At 69.3% G+C, this 12525-nt stretch carries 14 protein-coding genes; 9 read left to right on the top strand and 5 right to left on the bottom strand.

Annotation, left to right across the window (positions count from 1 at the left end):
* Window positions 1-7 precede the first annotated feature (7 nt).
* Entirely contained in the window at window positions 8-1153 is a 1146-nt protein-coding gene (locus tag ACFVVM_RS15820) for an epoxide hydrolase family protein (protein WP_387618045.1), read from the bottom strand.
* A gap of 89 nt (window positions 1154-1242) precedes the next feature.
* Between ACFVVM_RS15820 and ACFVVM_RS15815 the strand changes: the two genes are divergently transcribed.
* The 5 genes from ACFVVM_RS15815 to ACFVVM_RS15795 all read left to right on the top strand — a co-directional run bounded on the left by ACFVVM_RS15815 (window position 1243) and on the right by ACFVVM_RS15795 (window position 5086).
* Window positions 1243-1890: a TetR/AcrR family transcriptional regulator gene (locus tag ACFVVM_RS15815; RefSeq protein WP_387618043.1), complete on the top strand. Its 648-nt coding sequence runs from the start codon at window positions 1243-1245 to the stop codon at window positions 1888-1890.
* A gap of 49 nt (window positions 1891-1939) precedes the next feature.
* Window positions 1940-2362, top strand: coding sequence for a VOC family protein (locus tag ACFVVM_RS15810; protein ID WP_387618041.1), 423 nt, complete (start codon window positions 1940-1942; stop codon window positions 2360-2362).
* A 45-nt stretch (window positions 2363-2407) separates the two neighbouring features.
* The gene (locus tag ACFVVM_RS15805; RefSeq protein WP_387618039.1) at window positions 2408-3214 is read left to right on the top strand and encodes an ABC transporter permease; all 807 of its coding nucleotides are present in this window, start codon (window positions 2408-2410) and stop codon (window positions 3212-3214) included.
* 88 nt (window positions 3215-3302) lie between these two features.
* Window positions 3303-4058: an ABC transporter ATP-binding protein gene (locus ACFVVM_RS15800; protein ID WP_387618037.1), complete on the top strand. Its 756-nt coding sequence runs from the start codon at window positions 3303-3305 to the stop codon at window positions 4056-4058.
* Between the two features lie 32 nt (window positions 4059-4090).
* Window positions 4091-5086, top strand: coding sequence for an ABC transporter substrate-binding protein (locus tag ACFVVM_RS15795; protein ID WP_387618035.1), 996 nt, complete (start codon window positions 4091-4093; stop codon window positions 5084-5086).
* Window position 5087: 1 nt separating this feature from the next.
* On the opposite strand, the gene ACFVVM_RS15790 is transcribed toward ACFVVM_RS15795, so the two are convergent.
* Window positions 5088-6326 (bottom strand): KasA/KasB family beta-ketoacyl-ACP synthase, encoded by a 1239-nt coding sequence (locus ACFVVM_RS15790; RefSeq protein ID WP_387618033.1) that lies wholly within the window; start codon window positions 6324-6326, stop codon window positions 5088-5090.
* 39 nt (window positions 6327-6365) lie between these two features.
* Between ACFVVM_RS15790 and ACFVVM_RS15785 the strand changes: the two genes are divergently transcribed.
* The 4 genes from ACFVVM_RS15785 (at window position 6366) to ACFVVM_RS15770 (ending at window position 9373) form a co-directional block, all read left to right on the top strand.
* On the top strand, window positions 6366-6932 hold the full coding sequence (locus ACFVVM_RS15785) for a TetR family transcriptional regulator (RefSeq protein ID WP_387618031.1): 567 nt from the start codon (window positions 6366-6368) through the stop codon (window positions 6930-6932).
* A 103-nt stretch (window positions 6933-7035) separates the two neighbouring features.
* The gene (locus tag ACFVVM_RS15780; RefSeq protein WP_387618029.1) at window positions 7036-8553 is read left to right on the top strand and encodes an MFS transporter; all 1518 of its coding nucleotides are present in this window, start codon (window positions 7036-7038) and stop codon (window positions 8551-8553) included.
* Window positions 8554-8622: 69 nt separating this feature from the next.
* Complete coding sequence (locus ACFVVM_RS15775) at window positions 8623-9054, top strand: SRPBCC domain-containing protein (protein ID WP_387618027.1); 432 nt, start codon at window positions 8623-8625, stop codon at window positions 9052-9054.
* Window positions 9044-9373, top strand: coding sequence for an ArsR/SmtB family transcription factor (locus tag ACFVVM_RS15770; RefSeq protein ID WP_387618025.1), 330 nt, complete (start codon window positions 9044-9046; stop codon window positions 9371-9373). Before ACFVVM_RS15775 ends, ACFVVM_RS15770 begins: the two co-directional genes overlap by 11 nt.
* 2 nt (window positions 9374-9375) lie before the next feature.
* Here the strand turns inward: ACFVVM_RS15770 and ACFVVM_RS15765 are convergent, their stop codons facing one another.
* From ACFVVM_RS15765 to ACFVVM_RS15755, 3 genes are all read right to left on the bottom strand, one after another.
* Window positions 9376-10170 (bottom strand): thioesterase family protein, encoded by a 795-nt coding sequence (locus ACFVVM_RS15765; protein WP_387618023.1) that lies wholly within the window; start codon window positions 10168-10170, stop codon window positions 9376-9378.
* A gap of 277 nt (window positions 10171-10447) precedes the next feature.
* Complete coding sequence (locus tag ACFVVM_RS15760; RefSeq protein WP_387618021.1) at window positions 10448-11098, bottom strand: response regulator; 651 nt, start codon at window positions 11096-11098, stop codon at window positions 10448-10450.
* On the bottom strand, window positions 11095-12525 hold a 1431-nt coding region (locus ACFVVM_RS15755; RefSeq protein ID WP_387618018.1), incomplete at its 5' end, for a sensor histidine kinase. The genes ACFVVM_RS15755 and ACFVVM_RS15760, both read right to left, overlap by 4 nt.

The raw sequence follows: 12525 nt of genomic DNA, 5'->3' as shown, positions 1-12525 counted from the left end.
CCGGAGATCAGGCGAGCTCGGCGAAGAACCGGCGAATGTCGCCGACCAGCACCTCGGTGGCCTCGTGCGCGGCGTAGTGCCCGGCCGCGTCGTTGGGGCCGCCGCCCTCGGCGCGGACGTCGTAGGAGTTCCAGCTGACGATGTTGCGATGATCGCGCTCGGCGAAGCGTCGGATCGACTGGAAATCGCCCGCGAACATGGCCAGCCCGGTCGGCACCGTGGTCGGCTCGCTCGGATGCTCGGCGGTGTGGGCGTCCTCGTAGTAGAAGCGCAGCGAGGAGCCCGCCGTTCCGGTGAGCCAGTACAGCGCCACGTTTCCGATCACGAACCGCGCGTCGAGCGATTCGCCGAACAGCTGCGCGTTCCAGCCGAGCAGCCCGATGGGGGAGTCGGCGAGCGCGTAGGCCAGGGTCTGCGGCTGCTGGCTGTGCAGGGTGTTGAACGACATCTTGTTCTCGTGGAACCACTGAAGATGTTGCAGCGCGGCCATATCCGCCTCGGACAGGCCCTCGAACTCGGCCGGGTCGCCGGACGGGAACGAGAACAGCTGGGTGACGTGCACGCCGATCACCTTCTCCGGCGCGAGCCGGCCGATCTCGGGCGAGACCATCGAGCCGCCGTCGTTGCCGATGGCGCCGTAGCGCTCGTAGCCGAGCCGGGCCATCAGTTCGGCCCAGGCGCGGGCGGTGCGGTAGCGGTTCCAGCCGGTGCTGCGGGTGGGTCCGGAGAAGCCGAAGCCGGGCAGCGACGGGATGACCAGGTGGAAGGCGGGATCGGCGGCCCATTCCGGGTCGGTGAGCGGGGCGATGAGGTCGAGGAATTCCAGGATCGAGCCCGGCCAGCCGTGGGTGAGGATCACCGGTGTGGCATCGGGGCGCGCGGAGCGGATGTGCAGGAAGTGGATGGTCTCGCCGTCGATCTCGGTGGTGAACTGCGGGTGGGCGTTGAGCTCGGATTCCAGTGCGCGCCAGTCGAACTCTTCGAGCCAGTACTGCGCGAGGGTGCGGACCCGATCGCCGGGCACGCCGTAGGCGTCGCCGACGCCGGGCAGCTCGTGTGGGTACAGCGCGCGGCGCAGGCGGTCGGTGAGGTCGTCGAGGCGGGCCTGGGGGACGTCGATGCGGAACGGGGTGATGGTGGCCGTGCTGGTCATGTCGACTCCTCTTTGCGAAACGGAATGCTTCGTTCTGTTCCAAACGTAGCAGAACGGATCATTCCGTTTCAAGTGGTAGCCTGATATTCATGGCACAGCAGACCGAACCCGCAGATCAGCCCCGCCTGTCCGGCCGCAAGGCGCAGGCCGCGCGCAACAACGAGCTGATCCTCGATGCCGCCAGGGCGGTGTTCCTCGACGATCCGACCGCGCCGATCGCGGCCGTGGCCGAGCGCGCGGGCGTCGGGATCAGCGCGCTCTATCGCCGCTATCCGAGCAAGGAAGTGCTGCTGCGCACGCTCTGTCTCGAAGGGCTGCGCCAGTACAACGCCGAAGCCGATGCGGCACTGTCGGATTCGGATGGCTGGCGCGGGCTGGTCGGGTTCCTGGAACGGGTGGTCGAGGCCGACGTGCACTCGCTCGCAGTGCACCTGGCCGGCACCTTCACCCCGGACGAATCGCTCCTGCCGGAAGTGATCCACTCGGGCGAGGCCGCCGGGGAACTGATCCGCCGCGCGCATGCCACCGGCAGGCTGCGCGCCGACTTCACCGCGCTGGACCTCGCGCTCGTACTCGACGCGTGCGCCGCCGTCGGCGTGCCCGATCCCGTGCGGACCGCGCAACTGCGCAAACGCCTGCTCGCCGTGCTCGTCGACGGCATGAGCGCCACGGGCGAGCTACCCGGCCCGGCACCCGCCGAGGGCGAATTCGCCTGGCGCTGGGAACGGCGGGCCTGACGGTGGCAGACTGGATCGCGGTACCGGACCACTCCTCGGGAGGCATGTCGTGCACTGGACTCTGGAAGTCGTGATCGTCCCCGTCTCCGACATCGACCGGGCCAAGGAGTTCTACGCCGGGCAGCTCGGCTTCGTCGTCGATCACGACACGGTGGTCGGCGAGGACATCCGCATCGTGCAACTCACCCCGCCCGGCTCCGGCTGTTCCATCGTGATCGGCAAGGGCGCGGTGCCCGAGATGCCGCCCGGCTCGCTCAAGGGGCTGCAGCTCGTCGTGCCCGATATCGAGCAGGCGCACGCGGAGTTGGTGGCGCGCGGCGTCGAGGTCACCGACGTACAGGTGCTCGGTCAGAACCCAGCCGGAACGCCGCATCCGCTCGACAATGTCGGCTTCGTCTTCTTCAGCGATCCCGACGGCAACGGCTGGGCTGTGCAGCAGATCTCCAGCCGAGCGGAGAAATCCTCGAGCTGATTCGAACCCTGTCGGCACACCCCTGGCGCCGGGCACCATGCACGAATGCTGTTGGAGAAGCGCGCCGAAACCGACGAGCGACGGATTCCGCTGTACCGCCGCCCCGGGTTTCTGCGTGCCCTCTCGCCGGTCGTGTTGTTGCTCGTCTGGCAGGTCGGCAGCACCAGCGGCTGGATTCCGGCCAAGAAGCTGCCCGCCCCGTCGGCGGTGTTCGACGCGGGTCTGGAGACCTACCGGTCCGGCCAGCTCGGTGACGCCCTGCTGGTCTCCGGCCAGCGCGCGCTCTACGGCTTCGTCCTCGGCGCGGTGCTCGCCCTGTTCCTCGGCGTACTCGCCGGGCTGAGCAAGATCGGCGAGTACGCGGTCGACCCGCCGCTGCAGATGATCCGCACCATCCCGCTGTTCGGCCTGATCCCGCTGTTCATCATCTGGTTCGGCATCGGCGAGGAACCGAAGGTCTATCTGATCGCGCTCGGCGTGTTCTTCCCGCTCTATCTCAATACCTTCGCCGGCATCCGCCAGCTCGACCCGAAGCTGCTCGAGCTGGGCAGCGCCTTGCGGCTCGGGCTCGGCGAGCGGCTGCGGCTGCTGATCCTGCCCGGCGCCTTGCCGCAGATCCTGGTCGGCGTGCGGCAGAGCCTCGGCATCGCGTGGCTGTCGCTCGTTGTCGCCGAGCAGATCAATGCCAGTGCGGGCCTGGGTTTCGTCGTCAACAACGCCCGCGAATTCCTGCGCACCGACATCGTCGTGTTCGGCCTGGTGATCTACAGCCTGCTCGGCCTGGCCACCGACTCCATCGTGCGCATTCTCGAACGCCGCGCCCTGCGCTGGCGCCCGGCGGTGAACCGCTGATGTCCCCACTGCACGCCGATGGTCCGACCCACCCCCGTCGGACCATCGGCAGGACCGCTATCCGCCGCCCGATCGCGAGGACCACGTCATGACCGCTGCCGCATCCGTCACCGCCCTGTCCCCGAAGAAGTCCACCGGTGCGCCCGCCGCGCGAATCAGCAACCTGGTCAAGCGTTTCGGTGAGCGCACCGTTCTCGACGGCATCGATCTCGAGATCGGCGCGGGCGAGATCGTCGCGCTGGTCGGCCGCAGTGGGTCGGGCAAGTCGACCCTGCTGCGCATCCTCGGCGACCTCGATTCCGCCAGTCGCGGTGAGGTTTCCGTCGCGGGCAGGCCGACGATCGTGTTCCAGGAGGCGCGGCTGATTCCGTGGCAGCCCGTGGTGCGCAATGTCGCCCTCGGCAGGCCGAAACCGCGCAGCCGCCGCGCCGACGAGAAGGCCGCGCGTGAGCTGCTCGCCGAGGTCGGTCTGGCCGGTCGCGCCGATGCCTGGCCGCTCACGCTCTCGGGCGGGGAGGCGCAGCGCGCGGCACTGGCGCGGGCGCTGGTCGCCGAGCCGACCCTGCTGCTGCTCGACGAGCCCTTCGGCGCCCTCGACGCGCTCACTCGCCTGACCATGCACGAGCTGCTGCTCGGCCTGCACGCCCAGCGCGAATTCGGGGTGCTGCTGGTGACACACGATGTGCTGGAAGCGATCACGCTGGCCGACCGGGTGCTCGTCCTCGACGAGGGCCGCATCGCCGCCGACGTGTCCATCGACCTGCCGCGGCCCCGCACCGCCGCCGCGCCGGAGGTCGCCGAGTACGCCGCGCGACTGCTGGCGCTGCTCGGCGTCACCCACTGAACTTCAGTATCCAACGCACGAAAGTAGTTCCCGTGAAACGCACTCCGAAGTCCCGCCTGGCCGGACTCGCCCTCGCCGTCGTCGCCGCGCTGTCGCTCAGCGCCTGCGGTGACGACGCGGCCACCGATGCCGCGCCGTCGGGTCCGGTGGACCTGAGCACCGTCACGCTGAAAGTCGGTGACCAGAAGGCGATCTCGATCGAGGTGCTGCTCAAGGCGTCGGGTCAGTTGGAGAACCTGCCGTACAAGATCGAGTTCTCCACCTTCACCGCGGGCCCGCCGCTGGTCGAGGCGGCCAGCGCGGGCGGCATCGACCTCGCGCAGGTCGGCAACACCCCGGTGATCTTCGGCGCGGCCGCCAATGCCGACATCAAGATCGTCGGCGCGCTCGCGGCCACCGGCAAGGGTGACGCCATCCTGGTCGGCAAGGATTCCGCCATCGGCTCGGTCGCGGACCTGAAGGGCAAGAAGGTCGCGGTCACCAAGGGCAGCTCCGCCAACGCCAACCTGCTGCTGCAGCTGCAGAAGGCGGGCCTGTCGCTCGACGATGTGGAGCCGGTCTACCTGGCCCCCGCCGACGGCTACGCCTCGCTCACCCGCGGCGACGTCGACGCCTGGGCCGTGTGGGACCCCTACACCGCCATCGCCGAGAAGGAGGTCGGCGCCAAGACCATCGCCACCGCCGACCAGGCCGCCAACGGCTACAACTTCTGGGTCGCGGGCAACAAGGCCGTCGAGGACGCGGGCAAGTCCGCCGCGATCGCCGACTTCTTCCAGCGCTACGCCGCCGCCACCAAGTGGTCCTCGGACAACCTCGACACCTGGTCCACCAGCTACGCCGAGCTGACCCAGATCAGCGTCGACGCCTCGCGCACCACCTGGACCCGCTCGATCAAGGAGCCGATCAAGCTCTCCGACGAGGTCATCGCCTCCGAGCAGGAAATCGCCGACGCCTTCACCGACGCCAAGGCCATCCCTGGCAAGGTCGATTTCGAGTCCTTCGTCGACACCCGCTTCGACAAGGACTGATTCAGGCCCGGCCGAAGGCGAGCGCCACATTGTGCCCGCCGAAGCCGAAGGAGTTGTTGATCGCGTAGTCGATCCGCTGCCGCCGCGCCGACCCGGCCACGACATCCATGTCGATCGCCGGGTCGGCGTTGTCGTAGTTGAGGGTCGGCGGCACGATCTGCTCGCGCAGACTCAGCACGGTCAGCACCGATTCGAGCGCCCCGACCGCGCCGATCGAGTGTCCGAGCGCCGATTTCGGGGCGTAGACCGAGGCGCCCGGGGTCACCGCGGTGATGGCGGCGGCCTCGGAGGCGTCACCGATCGGCGTCGAGGTGGCGTGCGCGTTCACGTGGTCGATGTCGCTGTCCCGAAGTCCCGCTGTGCGAACGGCTTTGCGCATCGCGCGGGCGGCGCCGACACCGGCCGGATCGGAGGCGACGATGTGGAAGGCGTCGGAGGTGATGCCCGCGCCGAGCACCCGCGCGTGGATCTCGGCGCCGCGCGCCCTCGCATGGCGTTCGGATTCGAGGACGAGCAGCGCGCCCGCCTCGCCGAAGACGAAGCCGTCGCGATCGCGCTCGAACGGCCTTGACGCACGGGCGGGTTCGTCATTGCGGGTGCTCATCGCCCGCATCATCGCGAATCCGGCGATCGGCACCGCGTGGATGTGTCCCTCCACGCCACCCGCCACCACCACATCGGCCTCGCCGGTGCTGATCAGCCGCCAGGCGTGCGCGATGGCCTCCGAACCCGACGAGCACGCCGACACCGGCGCGAAAACCCCGGCCTGCGCGCCGATTTCGAGTCCGATCGTCGCGGCCGCGCCATTGGGCATCACCATCGGGACGGCCAGCGGAGACACTTTGCGGTAGCCGCCCGCGCGCATCGCGTCCACGGCGTCGATGAGCGCGTCACCGCCGCCGAGCCCGGTGCCGACCGCGACGGCGAGCCGTTCGCCTTCCACGTCCGGCGCACCCGCCGCCTGCCACACCCGCCTGCCCAGGACGAGCGCGAGGCGTTCTACGTAGGAGTGCCTGCGCTGTTCGATGCGGGTCAGCTGGGCATCCGGTGACGCGGTGAGCGGACCGCCGATGCGGACCGGCAGATCGTGCTCGGCGAGGAGTTCGTCCGGCAGCGCGCGGATGCCGCTCTCGCCGCGCAGCAGCCGGGACCAGGTCTCGTCCATGGTGTCGGCCAGCGCGGTGGTCGCCGCGTAGGCGGTCACCACGACGCCGGTTTCTGAAGCGATCGGTACAGTCACGATGTCATGGATACCTGTAGCACTCGCTACAGTCAACCCATGGCCCGTCCTCTCGACCACCGCAAACGCGCCGAACTGCTCGCCGGCGTCGTGGCATACATCGCCGCCCACGGCTTGGCGGAGCTTTCGCTGCGCCCGTTGGCGGCCGCGCTCGGCACCAGTTCGCGGATGCTCATCTACTACTTCGAGACCAAGGAGGAACTGCTGGTCCAGGCGCTGGCCACGCAGCGGCCCGACCTCGCGGCACTGTTCGCCGACGTGACGGACTCCGGTCAGGTGCGCGAACGGTTGATCGGCTTCTTCGACCTGAATTCCACTGGGGCGGAGGGTGACAGCGTGCGGGTGCTGTTGCAGGTGCTCGGTGCGGCGTGCGCGCCGGATTCGCCGTATCAGGACTACGCGAATGCCGCGATCGCCACGTTCGTCACCGAGCTCGCGGCCGCGCTGCGGCGGACCGGCCTGGCCGAGGACGCCGAGGTGGTGGCGACCCTGCTCGTGTCCGGGTTGCGCGGGATCATCCAGGATCGGGTGATCACCGGCGACCGGGAGCGCACGGGACGGGCCGCGCGCGCCCTCATCGACGCGGTATTGCCTGAAGTGCGCTGAACGTTGACCGTGTCCGCGGATCGGCTCCGATCGGAACGTGTCATCACTGGGTAGGTTGCGAGTCGCGTGGGGGCGTGACCAGGAATGGGTGGTGAGGTGGCGGGTGGACGAGGCGACGAAGACCTACGGCTCGGTGCGCTGGGTGATGCTCGGTGTGTTGTGTGCCAGCCTGTTGCTGGTGGCGATGGATGCCACGATTCTCAATGTCGCCCTGCCTTCGCTGATCGAGGATCTGCATGTCGGACCGCTCGAGCAGCTGTGGATCATCGACATCTATGGGCTCGTTCTCGGTGGGCTGCTGATCACGACCGGCGCCATCGGTGATCGGGTGGGGCGGAAGTTGTTGTTCCTCAGTGGATTCGTGCTGTTCGGGCTCGCCTCGGTGGTCGCGGCGACGGCGGACAGCGCGGCCCAGCTGATCGGTGGGCGGGTGCTGCTCGGGATCGGCGGGGCGATGGTGATGCCGTCGACGCTGTCGCTGATCCGCACCATCTTCACCGACGTGCGCGAGCGGACCATGGCCATCGGCATCTGGGCGGCCGTGGCGGGGGTCGGCGCGACCGTGGGGCCGATCATCGGTGGGTTCCTGGTCGAGCACTTCGGGTGGGCGTCGGCGTTCTGGCTGAATGTGCCGGTGGTCGTGGTGACCGTGGCGGTCGGGCTGTGGGTGCTGCCGGAATACCGTGCGCCGCAGGCGGGTCGGCTGGATTGGTTCGCGGCGGCACTGTCGATCACCGGCATCGTGTGTCTGGCCTGGGGGATCAAGCACCTCGCGAAAGGTGAAGCGAGCGTGGTGGACTGGGCGATGCTGGTCGCCGGGCTCGGCGCGCTGGCCTGGTTCGTCCGCCGTCAGCTCACCGCCGATGATCCGCTGCTGGATGTGCGGCTGTTCCGCAACGGCGCGTTCACCGCCGCCGCCGTGGCGACGCTGGTGGCCATGATGGCCATCGGCGCGGCCATGTTCCTGATCTCGCTGTGGTTGCAGTACGTGCACGAGTACAGCCCGTCGCAGGCGGGTGTGCGGATGTTGCCCGCCGCGCTCACCCTGCTCACCGCCTCCCTGCTCACGCCGGGTCTGATGCACCGGTTCGGGGTGCGCGCGGTGCTCGGGATCGGGCTCGGAGCGGTCGCCCTCGGGTTCCTGCTGCTGGCGGTGAGTCCGGAGCCGACGACGTACCCGGTGATCGCGCTGGTGCTGGTGTCCTTCGGGATCGGCGACGGGATGGCGGTGACCGCGGCCGCCGCGGTGCTCGTCGCGGCGGTGCCTGCCGATCGGGCTGGTCAGGCCGGGGCGGTCGAGGAGACCAACTACGAGGTCGGCGTGGGGCTCGGGGTCGCGCTGCTCGGCAGTCTGCACGCGCGGATCTTCAGTCAGCACATGGTCGGGTTGTCCGTGCCCGCCGACAAGCTGGATCAGGCGAGCGGTTCGGTCGGCGGTGCCGCCGAGGTCGGCAAGAGCCTGCCCGAACCGGCGCACACTCAGCTCTCCGATGCCGCGAATCATGCCTTCGATGTCGCGCTGACCAGCACGTCCGCGATCTCGGCCGTCGTGGTGGCGCTGGTCGCCGTCGGGGCGGTGCTGCTGGTACCGCGAGGCTTCCGCGTGACGGGTAGCCACTGACCCATTGACGCAACCCAAAGGTTGCAATACATTGGATGGCAACCAACTGGTTGCTACTGAGGAGGCATCATGGGATTCCCTGATCAGATCGTGCGGACCGTCGAACTCGCCCATCCGCCCGCCAAGGTGTGGGCCGCGATCACCACCGCCGAAGGGCTGGGCACCTGGTTCGGCAACACGGCCACCATCGACCTGCGGCCCGGCGGCGCGGCGCAGATGAAATGGGACGCCGGGGACACGGCGAACATGCGGGTGGAGCGCGTCGAGGAGCCGAGCGTGTTCGGGTTCACCTGGCACATCTACGGCCTGCCCGAGGACGACCCGCGCCGCACCTACGTGGAGTTCACCCTCGAACCGGTCGACAGCGGAACGCGGCTCACGGTCGTGGAGACCGGCTTCGCCCAGCTGGCCGGGGACGAATTCCAGGCGGCGTTCGGCGGCAACACCGAGGGCTGGAAGAGTGAACTGGGTGAACTGGTCGAATACCTCGATGCGGCCTGAGCTCGAGGCGACCGCCGAACGGGTCTTCGTTGCCCTGGCCGACCCGAGCCGTCGCGCGGTGCTCGCTGCGCTCGCCGCCGACGGCCCCGCCACCGCGACCGACCTCGCCGATCGCCTGCCCATCACCCGGCAGGCGATCGCGAAACATCTTGTCCTGCTGTCGGATGCGGGCCTGGTGATCGCCGAGCCGGGGGAGCGGCGTCGCGTGCGTTACCGTCTCGATTCGGCGCCCATGCAGGTGGCACAACAATTCTTGGCCGCCATGGCGCGGGACTGGGACGGATCGCTCGACGCGCTGCGCAAACACCTGGACGGCTGAGTTCAGCCTCGCGGTGCCACCAGCAGCGTCTGGGTGCTGCGGCCCAGCGGCCCTGTCTCGTCGAACAGCGCGGATTCGGCCATCCCGATGCCGTGTGGCTGGGGATGGGTGACCGCGTCGAGGCAGACCCATTCGCCGACCGGCTGGCGGTGCAGGGTGACGGTGAGGTCGGTGTTGATGAACAGGTACTTCGACCAGTCGAGGACCGCGCTCACACCATTGCCCGAATCGGCGGCGGCCAGGGTGCGTTCCAGCGGGCTCGGCGTGGTGCCTGCGACGATCGGATACTTCAATCGAATCCAGCAGACCGCCGGCCCCGGTTCGCTGAAAGAGCCGGTGAGGAAACGGTATTCGATGCCGGTGTGGAATCCGATCTTCTGCGTGGACGGGAACACCGCCGGTTCGGTCGCCACGGGCAGTGCGCGGTGGCCGGTCGGCAGGAACTCCAGCGGCAGATCCAGCGCGGGCTCGGCCAGCTTGAGCCGCCACGCATTGGCCTGCATCACCGGCCCGCGCTCCGAGGACAACGTCGCCTCGATCAACTCCACACTCCGCCCCGACCGCACGACCTTGGCCTGCGCGGTCAACGGCTCCAACGGCACCGGCCCGAGAATCTCCACCGCGACCCGTCCGACCTGGAAACCCTCGCGCGGCTCGCACCGCTCGATCACGTGCCCGAGCAGGGCCGAGGGCGGTCCGGCGTGCTGGGCGTCCGGCGACCAGGGTCCACGCGTCAGTTCGGTCGAGACGAACCGATTCGGGTCCGCCGGGTCGGGGAGATAGAAGGCATCGGCCACCTCGCCGACGCTACCCTCCCCGGTCCGGGGCCAGCCAGGGGCGGGATCACCCAGCAGGCGATCCGCCGGTCCAGCAGGTGATCCGCCGGTCCAGCAGGTGATCCGCCGGTCCAGCTGTCGTGACGGCAGGACCGGCGAGACATCGTCGACGGGTGACTGTCGGACAGTTGATCACCACGCTCTCAGGTGAGTATCGGCCGAGTGGCGCCGCCACTGGAGCGTGGTGATCAACGGTCCAGGTCGGGCTGGTGCTCGGGCGACCCGGTGCCGGTGCGCGCTACGACTCCGAGAGGCCTGCTTCGTGGGCGAGGATGGCGGCTTGGACGCGGTTGCGGAGGTTCAGGCGGCGCAGGATGGTGCTGACGTGGGCCTTCACTGTGGCCTCGGCGAGGAAGAGTTCGGTGGCGATGTCCTGGTTGGACAGACCGCGGCCGACGCGGGCGAGGACGGCGAGTTCGCGTTCGGTGAGGTCGGCGAGCTGCGCGCGGGCGGTGGAGGTGCGGGCCGTGCCGCCGTTCCACTGGGTGATCACCTTGCGGGCGATGCGGGGCGACAGGTACGCGGCACCGTCGGCGACCGCGTGCACGCCGAGCAGCAGCTCACGCGGGTCGGACGCCTTGAGCAGGAAACCCGCCGCGCCCGCGTCGAGGGCGCGGGTGACGTACTCGTCCTCGTCGAAGGTGGTGAGCACGACGACGGCGATTTCCGGTGCGGCCGTGCGTAATTCGGCTGCGGCTGCGAGGCCGTCCAGGCGGGGCATGCGCACATCCATCAGTACGACATCAGGTCGGTGTGCCAGCGCCGACTCCACCGCCGCGTGCCCGTCAGCCGCCTCGGCGACGACGTCGATCGCCGGATCGGTGGTGAGGATGGCGCGAATCCCCGCTCGGATCATGGCCTCGTCATCGGCGATCAGCACCCGAATCATCGCCGAACCTCCTCCGCCGGGAACCGTGCGCGCACAACGAATCCGCCCTCCTCGAACCCCGCCGAAAAGCTGCCACCTACGAGCCTCGCCTGTTCACGCAACCCCGCCAGCCCACTGCCGTCGGCGCTGCCGGACGCACCCGGCGTTGGGTTGCTGCGCCACGCCGATGGGGGTGCCGGAGTGATCGGCGCGGGTCGGAACAGCTCGCCGCGCGTCGGCTCGGTATCACGCACCGAACGAAGTCGGCCCTGATCGGCGTTGTCGCTCAGCTCGTCAGGACTGGCCCCTGCCGGTCCGGCCGGGGCGCTGCCCCAGGCCAGTTCGGTGGTGCTGACCACGGTGGACGCGTTGTGGAATCCAGCAGTGCCAGGATCTGCGTCGCCGGGGCGTGGTGGGGGATTGGTAACGATGACACTGGTTCCCGAGGGAGTTTGTGCGAGGGCGACAGTGACCGGTGTTCCCGGCGCGTGCCGGGCCGCGTTGGTGAGTGATTCCTGGACTGTTCGGTAGATCGCGCGATCGACCAAGGGCGGCAATGGTTTCCATGGCTGGGGATGCTCGAGATGTACGGTCATGCCCGCGGCTGTCGCGCGGTCGACCAAGGTGGTCACCGATTCGTCGCGTGGCCGGTCGGGTGCGGTTCCGTTGTCGCGCAGGACTGCCACGGTGTCGCGGAGGCGATCCGTTGCCGTCACCGCGGATTCACGAAGTCGTCGCGCGGCATCCTGATACGTGCTGGGGAGATCTGTGGATAGTTCGAGAGCCCCGGCCTGCAAGGCGATGAGCGCCAGTTCGTGGCCGAGGGAATCGTGCATCTCGGCGGCGATGCGCGCCCGTTCGCGCAGCGTGACCCGTTCCGCGATCAACGCCTGCTCCTGCTCGAGCTGGGCGACGCGCTCCCGGCCCGCGACGATCAGCGCGGCCTGCTGACGCCGGAATCGCCCCGCCAGCCACGGCAGCACGAAAAACACCAGCAGGCACAGCAGTGCACCGAACCCCACCGAGAAGTCCACCAGGCAGTAGCCGAGGGCGGGCAGCGCGACGACGAGCAGCACCGGCCACCCCCGCGTCAGCGGCACCCGCCGCCCGTGCAGGTAGGCGAGCACGGCCACCGCGGCGAACACCAGCTGCCGCTCGAGCGGCAGCGCGTCGAGAAAGAACCCGTTGGCCACGCACGCCCCCGCGACCAGCGCCAGCGTCACGGCGCCGAGCAGATGCGTGCTGCCGAGGTGCGCGCTGCTGCGGTTCACGCTGCGCGCGGCGGGCATCCCTGCGCGGTCGAGTGCGGGATTCGTGGCAGAGGTCGCGGTCTCGATGTCTCTGGGATCGGTGGCGGGGTTCGCGATGCCGACGTCTTCGGTGTCGGCGGTGGGGGTCGCGGTGCTGATGTCTCCGGTGTCGGCGGCGGGGTTCGCGGTGCTCACGTC

Source organism: Nocardia sp. NPDC058176, from assembly GCF_042883805.1.
Taxonomy (GTDB): Bacteria; Actinomycetota; Actinomycetes; order Mycobacteriales; family Mycobacteriaceae; genus Nocardia.
This window is presented reverse-complemented; position numbering and strand designations above follow the sequence as displayed.

Bases quoted from the DNA above. Each gene is read 5' to 3' on its own strand.
- ACFVVM_RS15820 (WP_387618045.1), bottom strand. From the start codon at position 1,153: ATGACCAGCACGGCCACCATCACCCCGTTCCGCATCGACGTCCCCCAG.
- ACFVVM_RS15815 (WP_387618043.1), top strand. From the start codon at position 1,243: ATGGCACAGCAGACCGAACCCGCAGATCAGCCCCGCCTGTCCGGCCGC.
- ACFVVM_RS15805 (WP_387618039.1), top strand. From the start codon at position 2,408: ATGCTGTTGGAGAAGCGCGCCGAAACCGACGAGCGACGGATTCCGCTG.
- ACFVVM_RS15800 (WP_387618037.1), top strand. From the start codon at position 3,303: ATGACCGCTGCCGCATCCGTCACCGCCCTGTCCCCGAAGAAGTCCACC.
- ACFVVM_RS15785 (WP_387618031.1), top strand. From the start codon at position 6,366: ATGGCCCGTCCTCTCGACCACCGCAAACGCGCCGAACTGCTCGCCGGC.
- ACFVVM_RS15775 (WP_387618027.1), top strand. From the start codon at position 8,623: ATGGGATTCCCTGATCAGATCGTGCGGACCGTCGAACTCGCCCATCCG.
- ACFVVM_RS15770 (WP_387618025.1), top strand. From the start codon at position 9,044: ATGCGGCCTGAGCTCGAGGCGACCGCCGAACGGGTCTTCGTTGCCCTG.
- ACFVVM_RS15760 (WP_387618021.1), bottom strand. From the start codon at position 11,098: ATGATTCGGGTGCTGATCGCCGATGACGAGGCCATGATCCGAGCGGGG.